Genomic DNA, 18,562 nt, shown 5'->3' with positions numbered 1-18,562 from the left:
CCGGCCGGCTGCAGGACGCCGTGCCGATGACGCTCGGCCAGGAGTTCTCCGCCTTCGCCGTCATGCTCGACGAGGACCGCAGCCGGCTCGCGGAGGCCGTCGAGCTGATCCACGAGATCAACCTCGGCGCGACCGCGATCGGCACCGGCCTCAACGCCCCCGCCGGATACGCGGAGGCTGCCCGCCGCCACCTCGCGGACATCACCGGGATGCCCCTGGTCACAGCGGCCAACCTGGTCAAGGCCACCCAGGACTGCGGCGCGTTCGTCCAGATGTCCGGTGTGCTCAAGCGCATCGCCGTCAAGCTGTCCAAGACCTGCAACGACCTGCGCCTGCTGTCCTCCGGGCCGCGAGCGGGCCTCGGTGAGATCAACCTCCCGCCGGTCCAGGCGGGTTCGAGCATCATGCCCGGCAAGGTCAACCCGGTGATTCCGGAGGTCGTCAACCAGGTCGCCTTCGAGGTGATCGGCAACGACGTCGCCATCACCATGGCCGCCGAGGCCGGACAGCTCCAGCTCAACGCCTTCGAGCCGATCATCCTGCACTCGCTGTCGGAGTCCATCACCCACCTGCGCGCCGCCTGCCTCACCCTCGCCGAGCGCTGCGTCGTCGGCATCACCGCCAACACCGAGGCCCTGCGCGCGACCGTCGAGAACTCCATCGGCCTGGTGACCGCCCTGAACCCGCACATCGGGTACACGGCCGCCACCGGCATCGCCAAGGAAGCCCTCGCCAGCGGCCGGGGCGTGGCCGAACTCGTCCTGGAGAAGGGGCTGCTCCCGACCGAGACGCTCACCGCCCTGCTGCGGCCCGAAGTCATCGCCGGCAGGGTGCGCCCGTGGCCTGACGACACGACCTGCGGTGTGGGGAAGCCGGTGTGCGCGGAGCCGGCGCCACCCGACTCCGGCCCCCGGGACCGGTGACCCCGCCCGATCGCACCCACGGCTCATCCGATCCCGCCGCCGCGTCTGTCGCAGCGACCCGCAGGAGCTGCCGCCCAGCTCGCAACCTCGGCCGGCGGCTCCGCGACGGCGTGGTCACCCGCCGCACCGCACCACGTTCTCGGCCGCTCCCGTACCACCCGCCGACACCCTTACTCCCGGCCACCGAAAAGACATCGACCGCGAGCCGACACATTCACGGCCGTCCGGTTTCGCTCTCTTGCCCGGCGCAATCACCGACTGATGGTCTGGTGCCGCACCCGGACCTGCGCGGAATCCCGCCCGTCCTGTCCGGGATCCCCGAGAGAACAGGACCACGGCCGTTGCGCGCCCTTCACGAGCGGAACCCCGACGACGCCCGCGCGATCTCCGGGACCCGGACGACCGGGCCGCGCCCGGCAAGGCGGACGGCGTGACCGCGGCCGTACCGGCGCCCGACCCGGAGCATCCGGCTGGCCCGGAACGGCCGACCGCCGGGGATCCGGTGACCGCCGAGAATCGGCCGACCGTCGAGGACCTGGTCGCCGAGTACGACCAGGAGCGGCCGATGCGCCGGCTCTCCCCGCGGATCCTCGCCGTGGTGTCGGCCGCCTGCGCGGCCCTGTCGGCGTTCGTCCTGCTGACGGTCTTCCAGCCTCCGGCCCGGGGCACCCAGTTCTTCCTCACGGTCTTCCTCGCGGCGGCGCTCCCGCTCTGCTTCCTCACCCACCGCGGCACCCTGCGCCCCGCCCGCCGCACCACCGGGGGCCGCACCGGGGGCGACGGGAGGGGCGACGACCCGGGCCCGCTCGACTGGCTGCTCGCCGTCGTCGCCCTGGCCGTCTGCCTCTACCCGCTGCTCGACTTCGACGGCTTCCTCGAACGGCGCCAACTCCCCACCGTCCCGGACACGGTGGCCGGACTCCTGCTGCTGCTCCTGGTCCTGGAGGCCTGCCGGCGGACCACCGGCTGGGTGCTGCCCGCCTTCTGCGTCGGCTTCCTCCTGTACGCCTACTACGGCGGGCTGCTGCCCTACCAGTGGTCGCTGGCGCACGCCGGGTTCGACCTGGACGCCATCGTGGCCAACCTCTTCATGGGCACCGAGGGCTTCTACGGGGTACCGCTGGGCGTCGCGGCCACGTACATCGTGCTGTTCACGATCTACGGCGCGGTGCTCGATCTGTCGGGTGCCGGCGCGTTCTTCATCGAGCTGTCCTTCGCCGCCTTCCGCGGCTCCCGCAGCGCGCCCGGCCGTACCGTGACCGCGGCGGGCTTCCTGCTCGGGACGGTGTCCGGGTCGGGTGCCGCGACCGCGGTGAGCCTGGGCGCGGTCGGCTGGCCGCTGCTGCGCCGCGCCGGCTACAGCCGGGAGCAGGGCGGCGGGATCCTCGCCGCCGCCGGGATCGGCGCGATCCTCTCGCCGCCCACCCTGGGCGCCGCGGCCTTCGTCATCGCCGAGTACCTGCGGACCAGCTACCTCACCGTGCTGGTCTACGCCACGGTCCCCACGGTGTTGTACTACCTGGGCATCCTGCTCGCCGTCGAGATCGACTCCCGCCGGTCGCCGACCCGGGTGGTCGAGGGCGGGCGGAAGTCGGCGCTGCGCCTGCTGGCCCGGTTCGGCTACCACTTCCTCTCGCTGTTCCTGATCATCGGCTTCATGGCAGCCGGCCTGCCGCCGTTCAAGGCGGTGGTGGGCGCGACGGTGCTGCAGTTCGCGCTCTCGTTCCTCGACCCGGAGCACCGGCTCACCCCGCGCCGGCTCTACGCGGCGCTCGCGGAGGGCAGCCGGTCGGTGCTGCCGGTGGTGGCCACCTGCGCGGCGGCCGGGATCGTGGTCGCGGTGGTCACCCAGACCGGCCTCGGGCTCAACCTGGCCACAGTCATCGTGGAGGCCGCCGGGGCGTTCGGCGACGACCCGACGGTGAAGCTCTGCCTGACCTCCCTGCTCGCCGCGGTGTCGGTCTCCGTGCTCGGGCTGGCGGTGCCGGTGACGGCGTCGTTCATCATCTCCGCGGTGATCATCGCCCCGGCCATGATCGCCCTCGGCGTCTCCACGCCCGAGACCTACATGTTCGTCTTCTACTACGCCGTGCTGTCCGAGGTGACCCCGCCGACCGCCCTGGCCGCGGCGGCCGCGGCCGCCATCACCGGGGGCAGCCCTCTGCGCACCATGACGGCGACCTGGAAGTACGCGCTGCCCGCCTTCCTCGTGCCGTTCGCCTTCGTCCTCACCGACAACGGCGCCCACCTGCTGGGCGAGGGCCCGTTCACCGCGGTCGCCTGGACCACCGCGGTCTCCGCGGTGGCGGTGGCCGCCCTGGCCGCGACCACCGGCGGCTGGCTGCTGGGCCCGGCCTCGCCGCCCGAGCGGGCGCTCTGCGGCGGCGCTGCGCTGCTCCTGCTCTACCTCGAACCCGTCTCCATCGCGGCGGGCGCGGCCCTGCTCGCGGCCGCCCTCGCCGCCCACCTGCTGCGCCGCCGAGCGGCCCACCGGCGGTCCCGGGCAGCCGACCCCGGCACCGCCGCCACCGACAACCTCCCTACCACGAAGGGCAGTTCACCCTCATGAAGCACCTCCCGCGCGCCGTCCGCGTGGCCGCCGCCCTCACCCTGGTCCTCGCCGCCACCGCCTGCGGCGGGCGGCAGGCCGGCGGCGCCGCCGAGGGCGGCCACCCGGCCAACGGCGGACGGCTGACCATCGCGACCGGCAACACCACCGGCGTCTACTACCAGCTGGGCGGCAGCCTGGCCCAGCAGATCTCGGACCACGTCGAGGGCTACCGGGCGACCGCCACCGCCACCGGCGCCTCGGTGCAGAACGTGCAGGGCATCGTCGCCGGCACCTACGACCTCGGGTTCGCCCTGCTGGACACCGCCAACGACGCGGTCGCCGGTACGGAGTCGTTCTCCTCGCCGCAGCCGGTGGAGGCCCTGGCCCGGCTCTACCCGAACTACACCCAGGTGCTGGTCCGGGCCGACTCGGGGATCACCTCGGTGGCGGAGATGAAGGGCAAGCGGATCTCCACCGGCTCCCCGGGGTCGGGCACCGAGGTCATCGCCCGGCGGCTGCTGAAGGCGGCCGGCCTGGACGCCGACAAGGACGTGAAGGCCCAGCGGCTCGGCCTGCCGGAGACGGTCGACGCCATGAAGGACGGCACCGTGGACGCGCTGTTCTGGTCGGGCGGCCTGCCCACGGCGGGGATCACCGACCTGACCACCAGCCTCAAGGGCAAGGTGCGGCTGCTCGACGTCACCCCGCTGCTGGGGTCCCTGCAGAAGACGTACGGCGAGGTGTACCAGCCGGGGACGCTCCCGGCGGCGGTGTACCAGCAGCCGGCGGACGTCCCGGCCGTGATCGTGCCCAACGTGCTGCTGGTGAAGAAGGGTTTCGACCCCGAACTGGCCCGTAAGGTCACCGGCCTGCTCTTCGACCGCCAGGCCGAGCTCGCCCAGGCCAACGCCTCCGCCAAGGAGATCTCCCCCGCCACCGCCGGCCAGACCGGGCCCGTCCCGCTCAACCCGGGTGCCCGCACCGCCCTCACCGAGCACGGCGCCACCGTCCGGTAGCAGCGGACACGACGGCACCCCGGCGCGCCTGAGCGCCGGGGTGCCGACTCCGTTTCACGCCGACAACTCCCTGAGGAACCGGTTCAGTTCCGACCGCCAGGCCCAGCGGACGTTCAACCGCGTCGGCTCCGTCTCCAGCGGCAGCACGATGTCGAACGAGGTCAGCAACAGCCTCCGCCGCACCCCGCTCAGCCGCTTGCGCGCATCCGCCCGCGGCATGCTGTACGCCAACTTCCCCGGCCGGTACCGGAAGAACTCCACCTCGTGGAACACCACCGACCGCTCGGTGAGCGACACGAACCATGCGTCCGCGTCGAACCCGGTCCCCGCCAGCGTCGACAGCCAGGGATGCCGCCCCGGGAACACCCCGAACGACACCACCGGCTCGTCCAGCGGATCCGCGGCCAGGACCGCCTGCGCGATCTGTTCCACCGTCGTCGACCTCCGCAGCGCCATCCCGCCGTCTCCTCACCCATGGATGACCAATCCCTCCGTCCAGCGAACCTAGGCAGGCCACGGCGGAAAGGGATGACGGTCGGCACCGAAGGATTGCCACCGCACCGGGGTGGGCGGCCCCACTCGCCCGGTCGCACCGCGACCCCCACGACAATTTCACGGACCCGCCCGAATGACTCCCGGGCATTTCGCACGCTGGGCGCACGCCGGCGCATTTCACAGGTGCACTGCCAACACCTGCAAATCGATGTCCGAATCGCGTCCGAAATGAGCCGAAGCCTGCCAGAAAACCTACGCTGACCTGCGAGTTCACCAACCTGACGAAAGCTCGACGGGTCAGGGTGGAGAAGCCCCACGGGCCTCATGCGCCCCTCGTTTACCACATCACTTCCTTTGTGAGAAATCTGGCCGAAATCCACTTCCCGTGGGTCTACGATCTCCCCACGTCAGACCGGATCAGGGCCGTCGGTGATCACCAGGGGGGTGGCATGGGCCTGCTCGGCGGCGACCTGCCGTTCGCCCGAAAACTCACGGCCCACGATCGCGAAGTCCTCACCGCGAAGCACGTCCCGCCGGCTCCGGCCCCTGGCCCGGGCGTGGTCGGGGCCCCGGTGATCCCCGGGGACGGGTTCCGCCCGGGCGCCGGGTGTCTGCCGCCCGGCGCCGTCCGCACCACCGCCGGGGTACCGCTCGCCTGAGCGCGCCCGGCCCGCCCCCACCATCCGCCGCCTCCCGGCCGGCCACGCCGGTCGGCCGGGACCCCGCACCCTGATCCGGAGGAGATGACGGTGCTCCACCTGCCCCTCGCGCCCACCCGCGGCCGCGCCGCGACGGCCGCGACCCGGCGGCCGCGGCGCGGCCTCGGGCGAGCCGCGGCCGTCCTCGCGGCGGCCGCCCTGCTGACCACGGGCCTGCCCGCCGGTCCGGCCGTCGCCGACGACCCGCCGCCCACGTCCGGAAGACCGGCGTCCGAGATCGGCCCGGTCAACTACGCCGTGGCCGTCGACGAGTCCGGCAGCCTGCAACCCGCCGACCTCGAACGGGAGCGCGCCGCCGCCGTCCGGATCGCCCTCGGCGAGGTCCACCACGCCTCGACGGTCGGCATCCTCGGCTTCGCCAGCGCGGACCAGCCGGGGCAGCACCCGGTGGACGAGGTCTGCCCGCCGACCGTCCTGGACGCGGTCGGCCGCGAGCGGATCGGCGCCTGCGCCGCCCAGCTGCACAGCCGGACCCCCGCCGAGGGCCAGGGCACCGACTTCCCCGCCGCCATCCTCCAGGCCGTCAGCCGCCTCACCGCCACCGACCCCGCCGTCCCACGGGTGCTGTTCGTCCTCACCGACGGCAAACTGGACGTCAAGGACAGCCCCTCGTACGGCGATCCGGGCCACCGGGTGGCCGCCGGGGAGGAGGCGCTGGCCGGGGCGCTGGCCGCCGCCAAGTCCGCCGGCATCCAGGTCTGGCCGCTCGGCTTCGGCACGGAACCCGACCGGGCCGCCCTGGACCGGATGGCCGCCGGCGGGTTCCAGGAGGGCTGCGTCAGCCTCCCCGGCGCCCGGCCCCGGGCCTCGGTGGTGAAGGACTCGGGCGAGGTCGGCACCGCCCTGGAGGCAGCCTTCGCCGCCGCCCACTGCCTGCGGACCGGGGATGTGCAGACCGGTCGCCCGCCGGTCGACCTCCAGGTGCGGATCTCCCCGCTGGCCACCGTCGGCAGCATCGTGGTCGACAAGGGCGACCCGCTCGTGACCGCGACCTACTTCGACCCCAGCGGGCGGCAGATCACCGGTCCCGGGTCCGACCCGGACTCGTCCTTCGAGTTCTCCGGGCGGGACAAGGCCGTCGAGTCGCTGCGCATCACCGACCCGATGCCGGGCCCGTGGCGGATCCACCTGGACGCCCCCGAGGGCCACCGGTCGCAGGTGGCCAGCGTCAGCGTGCTCTGGCGGGGTGCCCTGAACAGCTCGATCACGCTGAACCCGCCCTCGCCGCGGGCCGGCGAGAAGGCCGCGGTGACGGTCAGGCTGCAGACCCGCAAGGGCTTGGAGATCACCGACCGCGAGGACCTCAAGGACCTCGCCGTCACCTCCGTCCTGGAGGGCGAGGGCTTCCCGGCGATCCCGATCACGCTGGCCGACGACGGCGCGGCCCCGGACGCCAGGGCCGGAGACGCCGCGTTCACCGGTACCGTCACCGTCCCCGCCGGCGTCACCGGCCGGATCACGGCCTCCAGCACGCTGACGGCCTCGGGCCTCGCCGCCGACCAGAACCGCCCGTTCAACTCGGTGGTCTCCCCCGCGGTGCCCCTGGTCACCGCGGCCTTCTCGCTGGACGGCGACCGGCGCGTCCACCCCGGGGAGGCGCTCAGGGGCACCCTGACCCTGCGCAACGACGACACGGCGCCGCACAGCCTGCGCGCGACCGTCACCGACGTCGCCCCCGGCCTGCTGACGCTGGCGCCGGACTCGATCACGCTGGCGCCCAAGGAGTCCCGCACCGTCGAGGTCACGCTGACCGCCGGCGACAGCAGGGCGTTCGGCCGGCTGCTCGGCCGCGACGGCGTCACCGTGGGCGGCAAGGTCTCCGTCTCCGACACCTCCGACACCTCCGGCGCCGACCGGATCGTCGTCGAGCAGGAGCTGTCCGTCGCCGTCACCCCTCCGCCGACCTTCCTGGAGCGGTGGTGGTGGGCGCTGCTGCTGCTCGGCGCCCTCGTGGCGGTCGCCGTGCTGGCGCTGCTGGTCCGGTTCCGGATCAAAAACCTGAGGCGCTCCCCGGCCGGACTGCAGTTGATCCTGCTGGACGACCGTGGTCGCGAGCTCGGGAAGCACACCGCCTCCGCCGGGTCCGGCGGCTGGTACGAGTTCGAGGTCGACGGCGTCGGCGGCCCGCACCCGCGGCTGGTCCGCCGGCTCGGCGGGACGTACCGGGTGCAGCGGAGCCAGGACGGCGGCGCCCTGCTGGAGCTCCGCCGCCGACCGCTGACCCGGCTGGTCGCGGGCTCTCCGGTGCCGCTCTCCGACGGCTTGAACCTGATGCTCGGCGCGGGCCGCCGCCCGACCACGCCGCCGCCGCGGGCCGGCGGCCGTCCCCTCCCGCAGGAGCGGATCACCCCGCCGAACGACCTGCTGTGACCCGGGCCGCCGCCCACCCCGGCGGCCAGCCTCCCCCTCGTCCCACCCGAACCCCGACATCCGACACCCGACACCCGAGCCGGCCGCGCCGCGCGGCCCGATGGAGGCGGAACCCATGAAGATCTTCCAGCCGATGCTGTTCGTCGGTCTGGGCGGCACCGGCGGCCTGGTCGGCGCGGAACTCGACCGGCGGCTGCGCGCCGAGCTCTGCGGACCGGACGGCACGGCCCTGACCGGCCTCGGCGCCATGGCCCCCTACCAGCTGCCGGACTGCCTGCAGTTCGTCTACGCCGACTTCAGCGAGACCGACCTGGCGAGACTGCCGCACGCCACCGCCGCCCCGGCGCTGCGCCCCGCGTTCAGCCGCACCTCGCGCTCCACCCACGACCTGCTGCCGAACTTCGACAGCTCGCCGGACGTCACCAAGATGCTCCGGGCCAGCCTGCCCGAGGAGACCGCCCCGTGGCTGCCGCCACGGCAGAACGAGCCCCGGGTCACGCCGCTGAAGAACGGCGCCGGCCAGCTGCCGACCGTCGGCCGGGCGGGCCTGTTCGGCACCCTCCGCGGCGGCCTGGACCCGGTGCTGGAACCGCTGATGCAGGCCATCGACGCACTGGCCCGCTCCGGCGGGATGCTCAGCCAGCTCGGCGGCGGCCCGGTCTCCGGTTGCGACGTCTTCGTGGCGTTCTCCGTCGCCGGCGGCACCGGCGCCGGCATCTTCCTGGACTACCTCTACCTGATCAACCACGCCTTCCGGGAGAAGGGCTTCGACGGCGTCAAGATCTACCCGCTGGTCGTGATGCCCTCCGCGTTCCCGGCGGCGAGCGGCGGCGGCCGGGAGGCGGAGCTCAACTCGGCCCGCGCCCTGGTCGACCTCTTCCGCCTGGTGGACGAGCAGAACGCGCCGGTCGAGGGGGCCGAACTCGGCGACCTCGACGAGGACCTGACGCTGCGCATCCGCTACCCGCACACCGCCCCGATCCGCCTGCGGACCGGGATCCTGCCGACCGCCTTCCTGTTCAACCGCACCGCCGGCATCCGCCCGGACGACCTGCGCCGCTCCATGGTGTCGCTGGTGATGTCGCTCATCGGCACCGAGCTGGGCGACGGCCGCGCCGCCCGCACCCGGGCCGACGACGACTACCAGACCTTCGCCGCGAGCTTCATCAACCGCGGCGTGCAGCGGGCCGCCGTCGCCCCCTCCGGCATCGGCCGGCGCGGGGTCTCCACCAGCCTGGTCGCCTCGATGACCGCGCCGGTGGACGAGTTGGCCTCGCTGGTCTCCGGACGCATCCTGCGCGCCTCCGTCGACCGGCTCGACGACCGCGCCAACCGCCCGGTCCGCAACGCCGACGACCTGGTGAAGCAGATGTTCGTCGACTCCGGGCTGGAGGAGCTGCTGCTGCGGCCCGTCCTGGAGATCCAGCCGCCGGCCCCCGAGCCGCGCGGCAGCTCGGCCATCGAGGCGGGGCTGGCCGCCCGGCTCGTCGACATGCAGTCCGAACTCGCCAACCTGGCCCGGCAGGTGGCGGCCAGAACGGCCGAGATGGCCAAGGACTTCGCGCCGCGCCGGGCCGTCGACCGGCTGCTGGCGGTCGTCGACCCGTTCACCGTGCAGCGGATCGTGCGGGGCGAGCCGCAGAACGCCAACGACCTCGCCCGCCTGGGCTTCCTCGGCATGCTCGACCAGCGCACCCACACGCCCCCGCTGCCGCCCGGCACCCACGAGCAGCCGCCGTCCGTCCCCCGGATCCGGCGCCGGATGGGCGGCCTCGCCCAGCCGCGCTGGGGCGACGAGGACGTCCAGGCCGTGCTGCGCGCCCAGGACGCCTGGTACCGCTGGCGCAGCCGGCAGCTGTGGCACGAGGGCTGGAAGAGCCAGCAGCAGCGCTGGGAGCCGACCGCCCGGGCGCTGGACACCGAGGTCGCCCGGCTCGCCGCGGCCTTCCGCAACCACGCCAAGGACGAGCCGCGGGCGTTCGCCGAGCAGTCCCAGACGCTCTACGAGGACCGCACCGGCGTCTCGTACCTGCTGCCGCCGCAGCGCGACCTGGGGCACTTCTACGACGACCTGGTCGCCCGGCTCACCGCACGCGAGGGCCTGCCCGAGACCGAGGACGAGGCGGCCCTGCTGATGCGGCTGGTCGACGGCGACGAGTGGCGCTCCGCCAACACGCTCAGCCGGCGCAACCCCGGCAGCGCGGTCGGCGAGGTCAAGGCGGCCGTGGAGGCGGGCGTCAAGCGGCTGTTCGCGGAGAGCGGGGAGCAGCTGGAGGAGCGTCCGCTGCTGCCCGCGATGGGCGTGCTGCTGGCCGCGGCGGCCGGCAGCGCGGAGGACTCCGAGCAGGTCAGCAAGGAGGCGCTGGAGCAGTTCGGCCGCAAGCTGGCCGGGCTGCTGCCGGCCGGGTTCGTCCCGGAGGGCACCGGGCCGCTGAAGGCCCTGGTGACGTACCCGCGGGTGAAGTCCGTGGACGAGGTGGAGGACTTCCTGCGGAAGGCGCTGCGGCTGCCGAAGGACGCCCGGGCGGAGTTCCGTGGGGTCGAGACGCAGTCGATCACGGTGGTGCTGTTCCGCAGCGAGATGAGCCTCACCCAGGTGCCCGAGGCCCGCAAGATGCTGCGCCAGTGGGCGAAGGCGAAGGAGCACGAGCAGAGCGAGGACGTGCTGCGCTGGCGCCAGCGCCTCGGCCACCGCGACGACTGGCTGGTCTCCACCGAGGCGGACCGCCGGCTCATCCTGCACCGGCTGCTCAGTCTGCTGTGGAACGGGCAGGTGGACGTGCTGGACGGGCCCGAGGACTCCCCGTACCTGATCCGGCTGCGGCTGTTCAGGGACCGCGGGGTGGACGTGCCGGGCGTGCGGCTGCGGCTGGGCGAGCAGCAGAACGGCGTCTCCAGCTGGGCCGAGCTGCTGCGCGCCTACGAGCGGTGGACGGTGCTGGACGACGAGCGGACGGTGGAGGACTACTGCAGCCGGCTGATGGCGGCCCGCCCGGCCGGACTGACCCGCTCCGCGAGCCGGCCGGACCCGCTGTACGTCCGGCTGGTCGAGCAGATCGCGCCGCAGCAGCGGCGGATGCTCAAGTCCCGCCGGGAGATCGGCGGGGAGCGGGTCGACGGGTGGTTCCGCCCGCTGTGGCAGTTCTGGGCGGAGACCCTGCCGGCCACGCTGAAGCTGGAGTTCAACGACCAGCGGGCCGTCCAGCCGAACCTGGAGACGCTGCTGGACGTCATCCAGCGCGGCGAGCTGTCCCCGCGCGCCGCCGAGGAGGTCGAGGACGACGCGTTCAGCGGGTTCGGCGGGTACGGCGCCCAGGTCCCCGCGGTGCGGGAGGAGGACGACTTCGGCACCGCCCGCCCGGCCGACCGGCCGGACGGGCGGGGGTCCGGCGGCTGGGCCTCGACGGTGTCGGAGCAGCGCAACGGCCGCGCCGCCGGCAGCGGCATCGGCGCGGGGCGGTACGACGACGGCTACGGCGGGTACGGCGCCACGGCGGCCGGCCGCACCGAGGACCGGGGCGGCCACCGCGACGGCCTCGACGGCCTCGGCGACCGGTCCGGGGCGCCGCGCGAGGAGGACTGGACGACCGGCTCCGGCCGGTCCACGCTCCGCTCCACCGACCGGACCTCGGAGTGGGACTGGGACCGCCCCGGCCGGCCGGCCGCCGAGCCGGACCTGCCGGGCTCGGAGCGCCGGGACGGTGAGCCCGCGTGAGCACCGCCCTCCCGCTGTCCGCGCCGGTCGTCCACCTCGACCTGCGCACCGACGAACTCGCCGGCGACGACCCGGCCGTGCTGCGGAGTGCCGTCACCGCCCGGCTCGCGGCCCAGGGCCTGGCCCAGCCGCACGACCAGCGTTTCCTGGTGGTCGACACCCCTGCCGGGCTCGACGGGCACCGCACCCGGTTCGAGCAGATCATGGGCTACCGCACGCCCGGCCGGGTGCGGGTGCTCTGCCTCCTGGTGGGCGGGCTGCCCGCGTACCCCGCCGAGGGCTACCCGGCGGAGCGCCGGCTGGTGCGGCCGGCCACCCTGCGCGCGCCCGAGGCCGGTCTGATCTGGGCCGGCGACCTCCAGGCCGGGCACGGCGCCGACGACCCGGCCGGGCCCACCGACCCGCGGGCCCTGGCGGTGCTGGTCGACGTCCTCTCCGTTCCCGAACTGTTCGACGAGACCCTGGAGTCGCTCGGCTCGCTGCCCGACGGGGTGGCGGCCCCGGCGCTGCGTGTGCTGGAGCACGGCCTCTCCCCGGAGGTCCGCGGCCAGGCCTGGAGCGAGGCACTGCTGCGCTTCGCCGGCTCGCACACCCCGGCCACGGTCGGCCCGACCGCCCTCACCGGCGGCGACCTGCCCACCACCCTCGCCGGACTGGTCGCCGGCTCCACCACCGGCACCCCCGGGCGGCGGGTCGACGGCGGCGAGGCGTCCCGGGCGTACCACGAGGTGGTCGGCGCGCTGGCCGACGCCGAGCGGGAGCTGGTCACCCTCGGCGGTCCGGCCGGGCTGCTCACCGGCGCCGGCCGGCGCGACCTGGAGTCCGCGCTGGTCCGGGGCCGGGAGGCGCTCGACCGGTACGGCGGCCTGGTCGCCGAGGTGCTGCGCAGCGACGGCGGCACCGCCGGGACGCAGTCGGCGGCCGAGTCCGGGACGCGGCTGGCCCGGCTGGGCATCGCCGTGGACCCGCCCAGCACCACCGGCGAGCGGATCGGCGAGAGCCTGCGCGGCCTCGCCATCGGGCTGCTCCAGGAGGGGCTGGCGCTGCGCTCGGTGGCCCAGCGGTTCGCGCTGCTCGCCGAACAGGTGCAGCCGCTGTCCAACGCCCCGCTGCTCGCCGAGCTGGACGGGCTGCGGGCGGCCGACCCGCACGACCGTCCGCTGCCGCCCGACCCGCCCGGCCCCGGGGTGCTGGCCGCGACCGGGCTCGCCGGCGCGCTCGGCGGGCTGTGGACCTGGCCGGCGCTGCCGGCCGCGCTCGCCGTCCCTCTGCTGCTCACCCTGGGCGTCCTGGTCGCCGTGGTCCGGCTGCCCGGCGGCCCGGGCCGGGTGTCCGACGCCGGCCGGTTCGGCCTGGCCGCCCTCGTCGGGGCGACGGCGGTGGCCGCCACGGCCGCCGCGACCGGGCTGCCGGTCTGGGCCGGCGCGGTCGGCCTGCCGGTCGGGCTCGGCCTCGGCGGGTGGCTGCTGCTGCGCACCTGGCACGACCACGCGCAGCGGTGGGGCCTGGAGCGCGGCATCACGCCGCTGCAGGACGAGCTGAACGGCCTCGACGAGCTGCTCTCCCGCGCCCTGCGCGAGTTCTGGGCGATCGAGGAGCGCCGGTACTGCGCCGACGCGGCGCTGTCCGTGGTCGGCGTGCTGCGGGCCACCGCGGCCGCCGCCGAGGAGGAGGCCACCCGCGACCTCACCGCCGAGCAGCCCGAGACCGCCGCGGAGAGCGCGGACGACTGGCTCGGCCGCACCGCCCACGAGGAGGCCGGGGACCCGTCCTGGGGGTACGACCGGCACGGCCGGGATGACCGGGACGGCCGGGACGACCTGGACGACCTGGACGACCTGGACGGGTACGACGAGCCGGAGGACTACGGCTGGACGGACGTCCCGTCCGACGCCGGTGACGGCTGGACGCACGACGCCCCGACCCCGGCCCCGACCGGACCCGCGACCGCGAGGCCGACCGCGACGGCGACGGCGACGGGCGGCACCGCCGGCCCGCGCTGGCTGGAGCGCGGGGAGGCGAAGGGCGGCCCGGATCTGGTGCGGACCCTGACCGGCGACCTGACGGACGCCGCGCTGACCGCCCTGGAGCCGTACTGGGGGGCGGTCGAACGCGGCCAGGCCGGCGACGCCGCCCAGGAGCGGATCGCCGAGCGGGTGCGCGAGCTGCTCGGGGTGGCCCGCGACCACCTGCGGCGCAACGACGTCCTGCCCGCCCCGCCGTTCGCGGCCCCGCACCGGGTGCGCAGCGGCCCGTCCGGGCTGCTCGGCCTGGACATCCGCCGGGTCGCCGACCCGATCGGCCCCGACCAGGACGGCCCGGGCCCGCTGCAACTGAACTCGGCCGAGCAGCTGGACCTGCTCAGCCGCAACCCCGACACGGTCGCCCTGATCCGCTTCGCCCCCGAGGCCTCCCGGGAGGGCACCGCCGGCGGCGCGGCGGTGGGCCGTCCGGTCGAGGAGGGCCGGGAGGTGCGGACGGCGGCCGGTCGCTACGCCGGACGGCTGCGGCTGACCGCGCTGCGCACCGGGGTGGTCGAGACGGTCCGGCAGCGGCACGTCTCGCCGTACGACGAGGAGGAGGAGGAGCAGTGGTGAGCACCACCGGGTCCGGCCCGCACCCGCGGAGCGCCGAGGACCCCGGCCGGCGCAAGGGCGTCGACCTGCCGTACCTGACCCCCGCCGGGCGGCGCCGGCTCGCCACCGCGCGGTTCGGCCCCGACCCGTCCGGCCCGGCCCGGGGCGCCCCGCGGATGCGCAACGCGCTGCTCGACGGCACCGCCAGGTGCGTCCAGGTCCGGGCCGCCGCCTCCGACGAGGCCGGGGCCACCGAGGCCGCCCGCGACGCCCTCGACACCGAGGCGGCGGCCGCCCTGCGGCTCCACCGCACCTTCCAGGGCACCGAGGTCGCCCGGCTCTTCCCCGTGGTGATCGGCTACGACCTGGACGTGGCCGAGCCGTTCGTCCTCTACCGGCCGCCGCGCGGCAACCCGGCCGAACGGCTGCACGGCCTCGCCAGCACCCAGCTGCGCACCATCGAGCGGGACCTCGTCGACGCCGCCGCCCACCTCGCCGAACTCGGCCTCGTCCACCAGGGGATCACCCCGTCGACCGTCCGCTGGGACGGCCGGTCCGTCCAGCTGTGGGGCCTGGACGCGGTGGCCCACACCGGCCGGCCGCGCACCCCGCGCGGCCCCGCGCCGTACGCCTCGCCCGAGGTGCGCGAGGGCACCGGGCGCAGCGACCCGCGCGACGCCCTGTGGAGTACCGCCCAGGTGATGTACCGCCTGGTCACCGGGCGGGCCGGCGACCCCGACCGGGAACCGGCCGACCTGGCCGACCACCGCTCGCTCGCCCACACCATGCGGTCCTCGTTCGCCGCCCGCGCCGCCGGCCGGCCCACCCCGGCCGCCCTCCTCGGCCTGCTGTCGCCCGACCACCGGCCGGCCGCCGGCGGCACCGTCGGCGGCGACGGCCTCACCCCGCACCGCGCCGCGTTCGACCACACCGTCTCGCTCAAGCGCGCCGCCGGCGGCGACCCGCCCGGCGGGCCCGGCGCGGACGGCACACCGCACGGGTACGGCGTCGCGGGCGCCGTCGCGGGCGCGGCGGTCGGCCCGGGCGGGGCAGCGCACGCCACCGACGACCCGGCAGGCGTGCTCTGCCCCTACTGCCTGGAGTACATCCGCTTCGACCCGACCGCGCTCCACGTCCCCGACGCCGTCCAGGAGCTCCAGCCGTACACCTTCTCCGACCGCCAGAGCCCCCGGCTGCTCGCCGACGAGCTGCGCGGCGCCTTCCAGCGCTGCGAGGGCAACCAGGCGACGCCCCCGCACCACATCCCGGTGCCGTACCTGACCAACGGGCGTCCGCTGACCGTCGCCATGATCGGCCAGTCGAACACCGGCAAGAGCCACCTGCTGACCCAGATGATCGCCGAGATCGCCGACGACCGGCTGAAGCCGTACGGCGTCAGCTGGCAGTCCGTCAACCCGGAGCAGCACGCCAGCTTCCTCAACGACCGTGTCGTACCGCTGCGCGACGGCAACGTGATCGCCCACACCGCCGGCCTCGGCGACAGCGAGTCCGCCCGCTTCGTCGAGTCCCTGCTGATCACCGACGCCCGCGGCCGGGTCCGCCCGCTGGCCTTCTTCGACCTCGCCGGCGAGGACCTGCTGCGCACCGACGCCCTGCTGCGCTTCCTGCTCGGCATCGACGCCCTGGTCTTCGTCGTCGACCCCACCCTCGCCATGCCCCTGCCCCAGCTCGACGAGATCCGCACCGCGCTCGGCCTGCACGTCAACCGGGACGGCGACCCCGCGTTCGCCACCGCCCTGGACCGCATCCCCCGGACCGGCCCGTACCTGACCGTCCCGTCGGCGGTGGTGGTCGCCAAGGCCGACCTGCTGCGCTCCGAGCCGCCCGTGGACCGCTGGCTGACCGAGCCCGGCACCGTCCCCCTGAGCCGCCGACGGCTCTACGAGGAGAGCCGCGACGTGTACGCGCTGCTGCACCGCCACGCCGGGAAGGCCTGGCTTCGCCCCTTCGACACCGCCCTGCACTGCACCCTGCACATCGCCTCCGCCACCGGCGGCCGGCAGGAGGACAGCCGCTACCCGCGCGGCGTCCGGGCGCAGCGGGTGCTGGAGCCGCTGATCTCGCTGCTCGCGATGCACGGCATCATCGACCTGGCCGACGGCCACACCGGCGCGGAGGCGGCCCGATGAGCGCCACCGGACCGGACGACTCCGTCGACCAGATCGTGTTCCGCTGGCAGGGCAACCAGGGCCGCCGCGGATCCGGCATGGCCGCCGCCGCCTGGTCCTGCCCCCAGGAGCGGGCCGACGACCTCGCCCGCGAACTCGCCCCGCTGCTCAGGGTGGACGGCGCGGTGCGGCCCAGCCTGGTCCGCACCCTCACCAAGCGCGGCGAGGCCGCCGTCCTGAGGCGCTGGCCGACCAAGGACGCCGGCGGGCGGCCCAACACCGCCTGCCACCTGCTGCTCGGCCACCCCGACCTGCTCGGCCCCCGGTTCGCCCTGGCCCTGTACGCCTGGCCGTTCAGCACCCAGCAGTTCGCCGAGAAGGCCACCGACCGGTGCGGCCGGGTCCCGTACGACCTGCTGCGGGAGGCCGCCACCCAGGCGTGGGCCGACACGCCGCGCCGGATCGCCGAGGTCACCGACGCGCTCACGGTCGCGACCGCGGCCCTGCTGCGCCGCCCGGAGGCCCGGCTGTCCCTGCGCGCCGACGCCCTGCCGGGCTGGCCCGACCTGAACCGGTCCGCCGCGGTGATCCGGGGCCTGCACGAGATCTTCGGCCACAGCTGGCTCCCCCAGCCGTGGACCTTCGCGACCTACGACGTGACGGACCGCCACGACCTGACGGTCACCTGGGTCACCGACTGGACGACCGACTCCGGCCAGCAACCGCGATCCCGGGTCGACCCGCGGCGGCCCGAGCCCGACCTCGCCCAGGAACTGGCGGCCCGGATGGTCGAACGCTGCCTGGAACGCCCTCCGAAGCAGGCCGCGGGCCTGCCCGAACTGAACGGGAAGATGCTCCACGACGCCGCGGCCCTGCCGACCGACGAGCGCCTGCGCCGGCTCGCCCGCGTCCTCGACGTCGGCGCCGGCTCGGGCAGCCGCCCGCGGCCGGGACGGGCGGAGCCGCCGAGGCCGGGCGGCGGCGCGCGGACCGACCGGGACACCGACCGCGGCAGCGTCGCAGACCCCGGCCCGAAGCACCCACCCCGCGAGCCGGCGAACCGGCCCGAGCCGCCGTCGATTCCGGCCTCCGGCATCGACCCTGACCTCGACCTCGACAGCCAGGGCGTCTACGCCGAGCCACCGTCGCCCTCCCTCCACGCGGTGCGCCAGGCACTCGGGCACGCCGGTTCGAACGAGGAGGTCCTGCCCCTCCTGCGCGACCTGAGCGGCGGCATCGGTGACGGACCGCTGCTGGAGATGCTGCGCGAGGAGGACCTGTCCGACACCGCCACCCGGCGTCTGCTCCTCCTGCTCCACCACCGCCAGACCCTGCGCGATCCGGAGGAGAGTCACCTGCTCTGCGCCGAGGTGCTGCGACAGCGGCTCTACGTCTACCGGTCCGGCCAGGCCCGCCCGGGCCAACGGGGTGACGCCGACGACCACCTCGTCCAGCGCGCCGGCTGGCTGTTCACCTGGGCGGTCGCCCCGTACGCGCGCGATCCCCGGCACGAACGGGCGCTCTCCGCCCTGGTCGATGTGCTCCTGTTCCAGGGCGCCGAGGTCGAACGGAAGCTGCTGCGCCGGCTCGTCCCCCCACCCGAGTCGAAGGACCCGGTGCCCGACCTGCCGCCCGAGCTCTGGCGGCGACTGCTCTACGCGCCCCCGGCCGGCATGCCCACGGCGCAGCCGACCCCCCGGCGGCAGCGGGAGGACGACCCGCCGCCCGACCCCACCCCACGGGCACCCCGACAGCAGCCCACCCCTCCCCCGGTCCGCGATCCGGGCCCCACCGTGCCCAGATCACCCGCCAGCCGGCCCGAGCCCCCGCCCGACCACCGAAACGCCGCTTCCTCGCGGATGGGCAGTCCCCCTGCCTCGGAGGACCAGCAAGCGCGGAACATCCTCGTCGTCTTCGGCATCGGGGCCGCCCTGATCGCGCTCCTCATCCTCCTGGTCGCCGTGGCGACCTGACCCCACCGGGGCCGTCCGGCACCGGCCCTCTACCCTCAGCCCCGCCTCGGCAGTTCGCCGATCGGACCGACCCGCTCGCGCGAGGAACGGCACCG

The 18,562-nt window shown here is 75.2% G+C and carries 8 protein-coding genes and 1 pseudogene; 8 read left to right on the top strand and 1 reads right to left on the bottom strand.

Annotated features, from left to right (window positions below):
- Nucleotides 1–5: 5 nt before the first annotated feature.
- The 3 genes and pseudogenes from ABWK59_RS25630 to ABWK59_RS25620 all read left to right on the top strand — a co-directional run.
- A pseudogene (locus ABWK59_RS25630) lies at nucleotides 6–827 on the top strand (lyase family protein); the annotation flags it as partial.
- Between the two features lie 598 nt (nucleotides 828–1,425).
- On the top strand, nucleotides 1,426–3,492 hold the full coding sequence (locus ABWK59_RS25625; protein ID WP_354642965.1) for a TRAP transporter permease: 2,067 nt from the start codon (nucleotides 1,426–1,428) through the stop codon (nucleotides 3,490–3,492).
- The gene (locus ABWK59_RS25620) at nucleotides 3,489–4,490 is read left to right on the top strand and encodes a TAXI family TRAP transporter solute-binding subunit (RefSeq protein WP_354642964.1); all 1,002 of its coding nucleotides are present in this window, start codon (nucleotides 3,489–3,491) and stop codon (nucleotides 4,488–4,490) included. The genes ABWK59_RS25625 and ABWK59_RS25620 overlap by 4 nt, the downstream gene beginning before the upstream one ends.
- Before the next feature lie 54 nt (nucleotides 4,491–4,544).
- On the opposite strand, the gene ABWK59_RS25615 is transcribed toward ABWK59_RS25620, so the two are convergent.
- Nucleotides 4,545–4,946, bottom strand: a complete 402-nt coding sequence (locus ABWK59_RS25615) for a hypothetical protein (protein WP_354642963.1) — start codon at nucleotides 4,944–4,946, stop codon at nucleotides 4,545–4,547.
- A gap of 788 nt (nucleotides 4,947–5,734) precedes the next feature.
- Here ABWK59_RS25615 and ABWK59_RS25610 point away from each other — a divergent pair.
- From ABWK59_RS25610 to ABWK59_RS25590, 5 genes are all read left to right on the top strand, one after another.
- Nucleotides 5,735–8,074, top strand: coding sequence for a VWA domain-containing protein (locus ABWK59_RS25610; protein ID WP_354642962.1), 2,340 nt, complete (start codon nucleotides 5,735–5,737; stop codon nucleotides 8,072–8,074).
- A gap of 115 nt (nucleotides 8,075–8,189) precedes the next feature.
- A complete protein-coding gene (locus ABWK59_RS25605; protein WP_354642961.1) occupies nucleotides 8,190–11,789 on the top strand; it encodes a tubulin-like doman-containing protein in 3,600 nt (1,199 codons plus the stop codon).
- On the top strand, nucleotides 11,786–14,386 hold the full coding sequence (locus tag ABWK59_RS25600) for a hypothetical protein (protein ID WP_354642960.1): 2,601 nt from the start codon (nucleotides 11,786–11,788) through the stop codon (nucleotides 14,384–14,386). Before ABWK59_RS25605 ends, ABWK59_RS25600 begins: the two co-directional genes overlap by 4 nt.
- Nucleotides 14,383–16,515, top strand: a complete 2,133-nt coding sequence (locus ABWK59_RS25595) for a hypothetical protein (RefSeq protein ID WP_354642959.1) — start codon at nucleotides 14,383–14,385, stop codon at nucleotides 16,513–16,515. Before ABWK59_RS25600 ends, ABWK59_RS25595 begins: the two co-directional genes overlap by 4 nt.
- Nucleotides 16,512–18,467: a hypothetical protein gene (locus ABWK59_RS25590; protein WP_354642958.1), complete on the top strand. Its 1,956-nt coding sequence runs from the start codon at nucleotides 16,512–16,514 to the stop codon at nucleotides 18,465–18,467. Before ABWK59_RS25595 ends, ABWK59_RS25590 begins: the two co-directional genes overlap by 4 nt.
- Nucleotides 18,468–18,562 lie beyond the last annotated feature (95 nt).

Origin of the sequence: Kitasatospora sp. HUAS MG31 (assembly GCF_040571325.1) — a bacterium.
GTDB lineage: Bacteria > Actinomycetota > Actinomycetes > Streptomycetales > Streptomycetaceae > Kitasatospora > Kitasatospora camelliae.
Note: the sequence above shows the minus strand (reverse complement) of the source record. Positions and strands in the feature narration are given on the sequence as shown.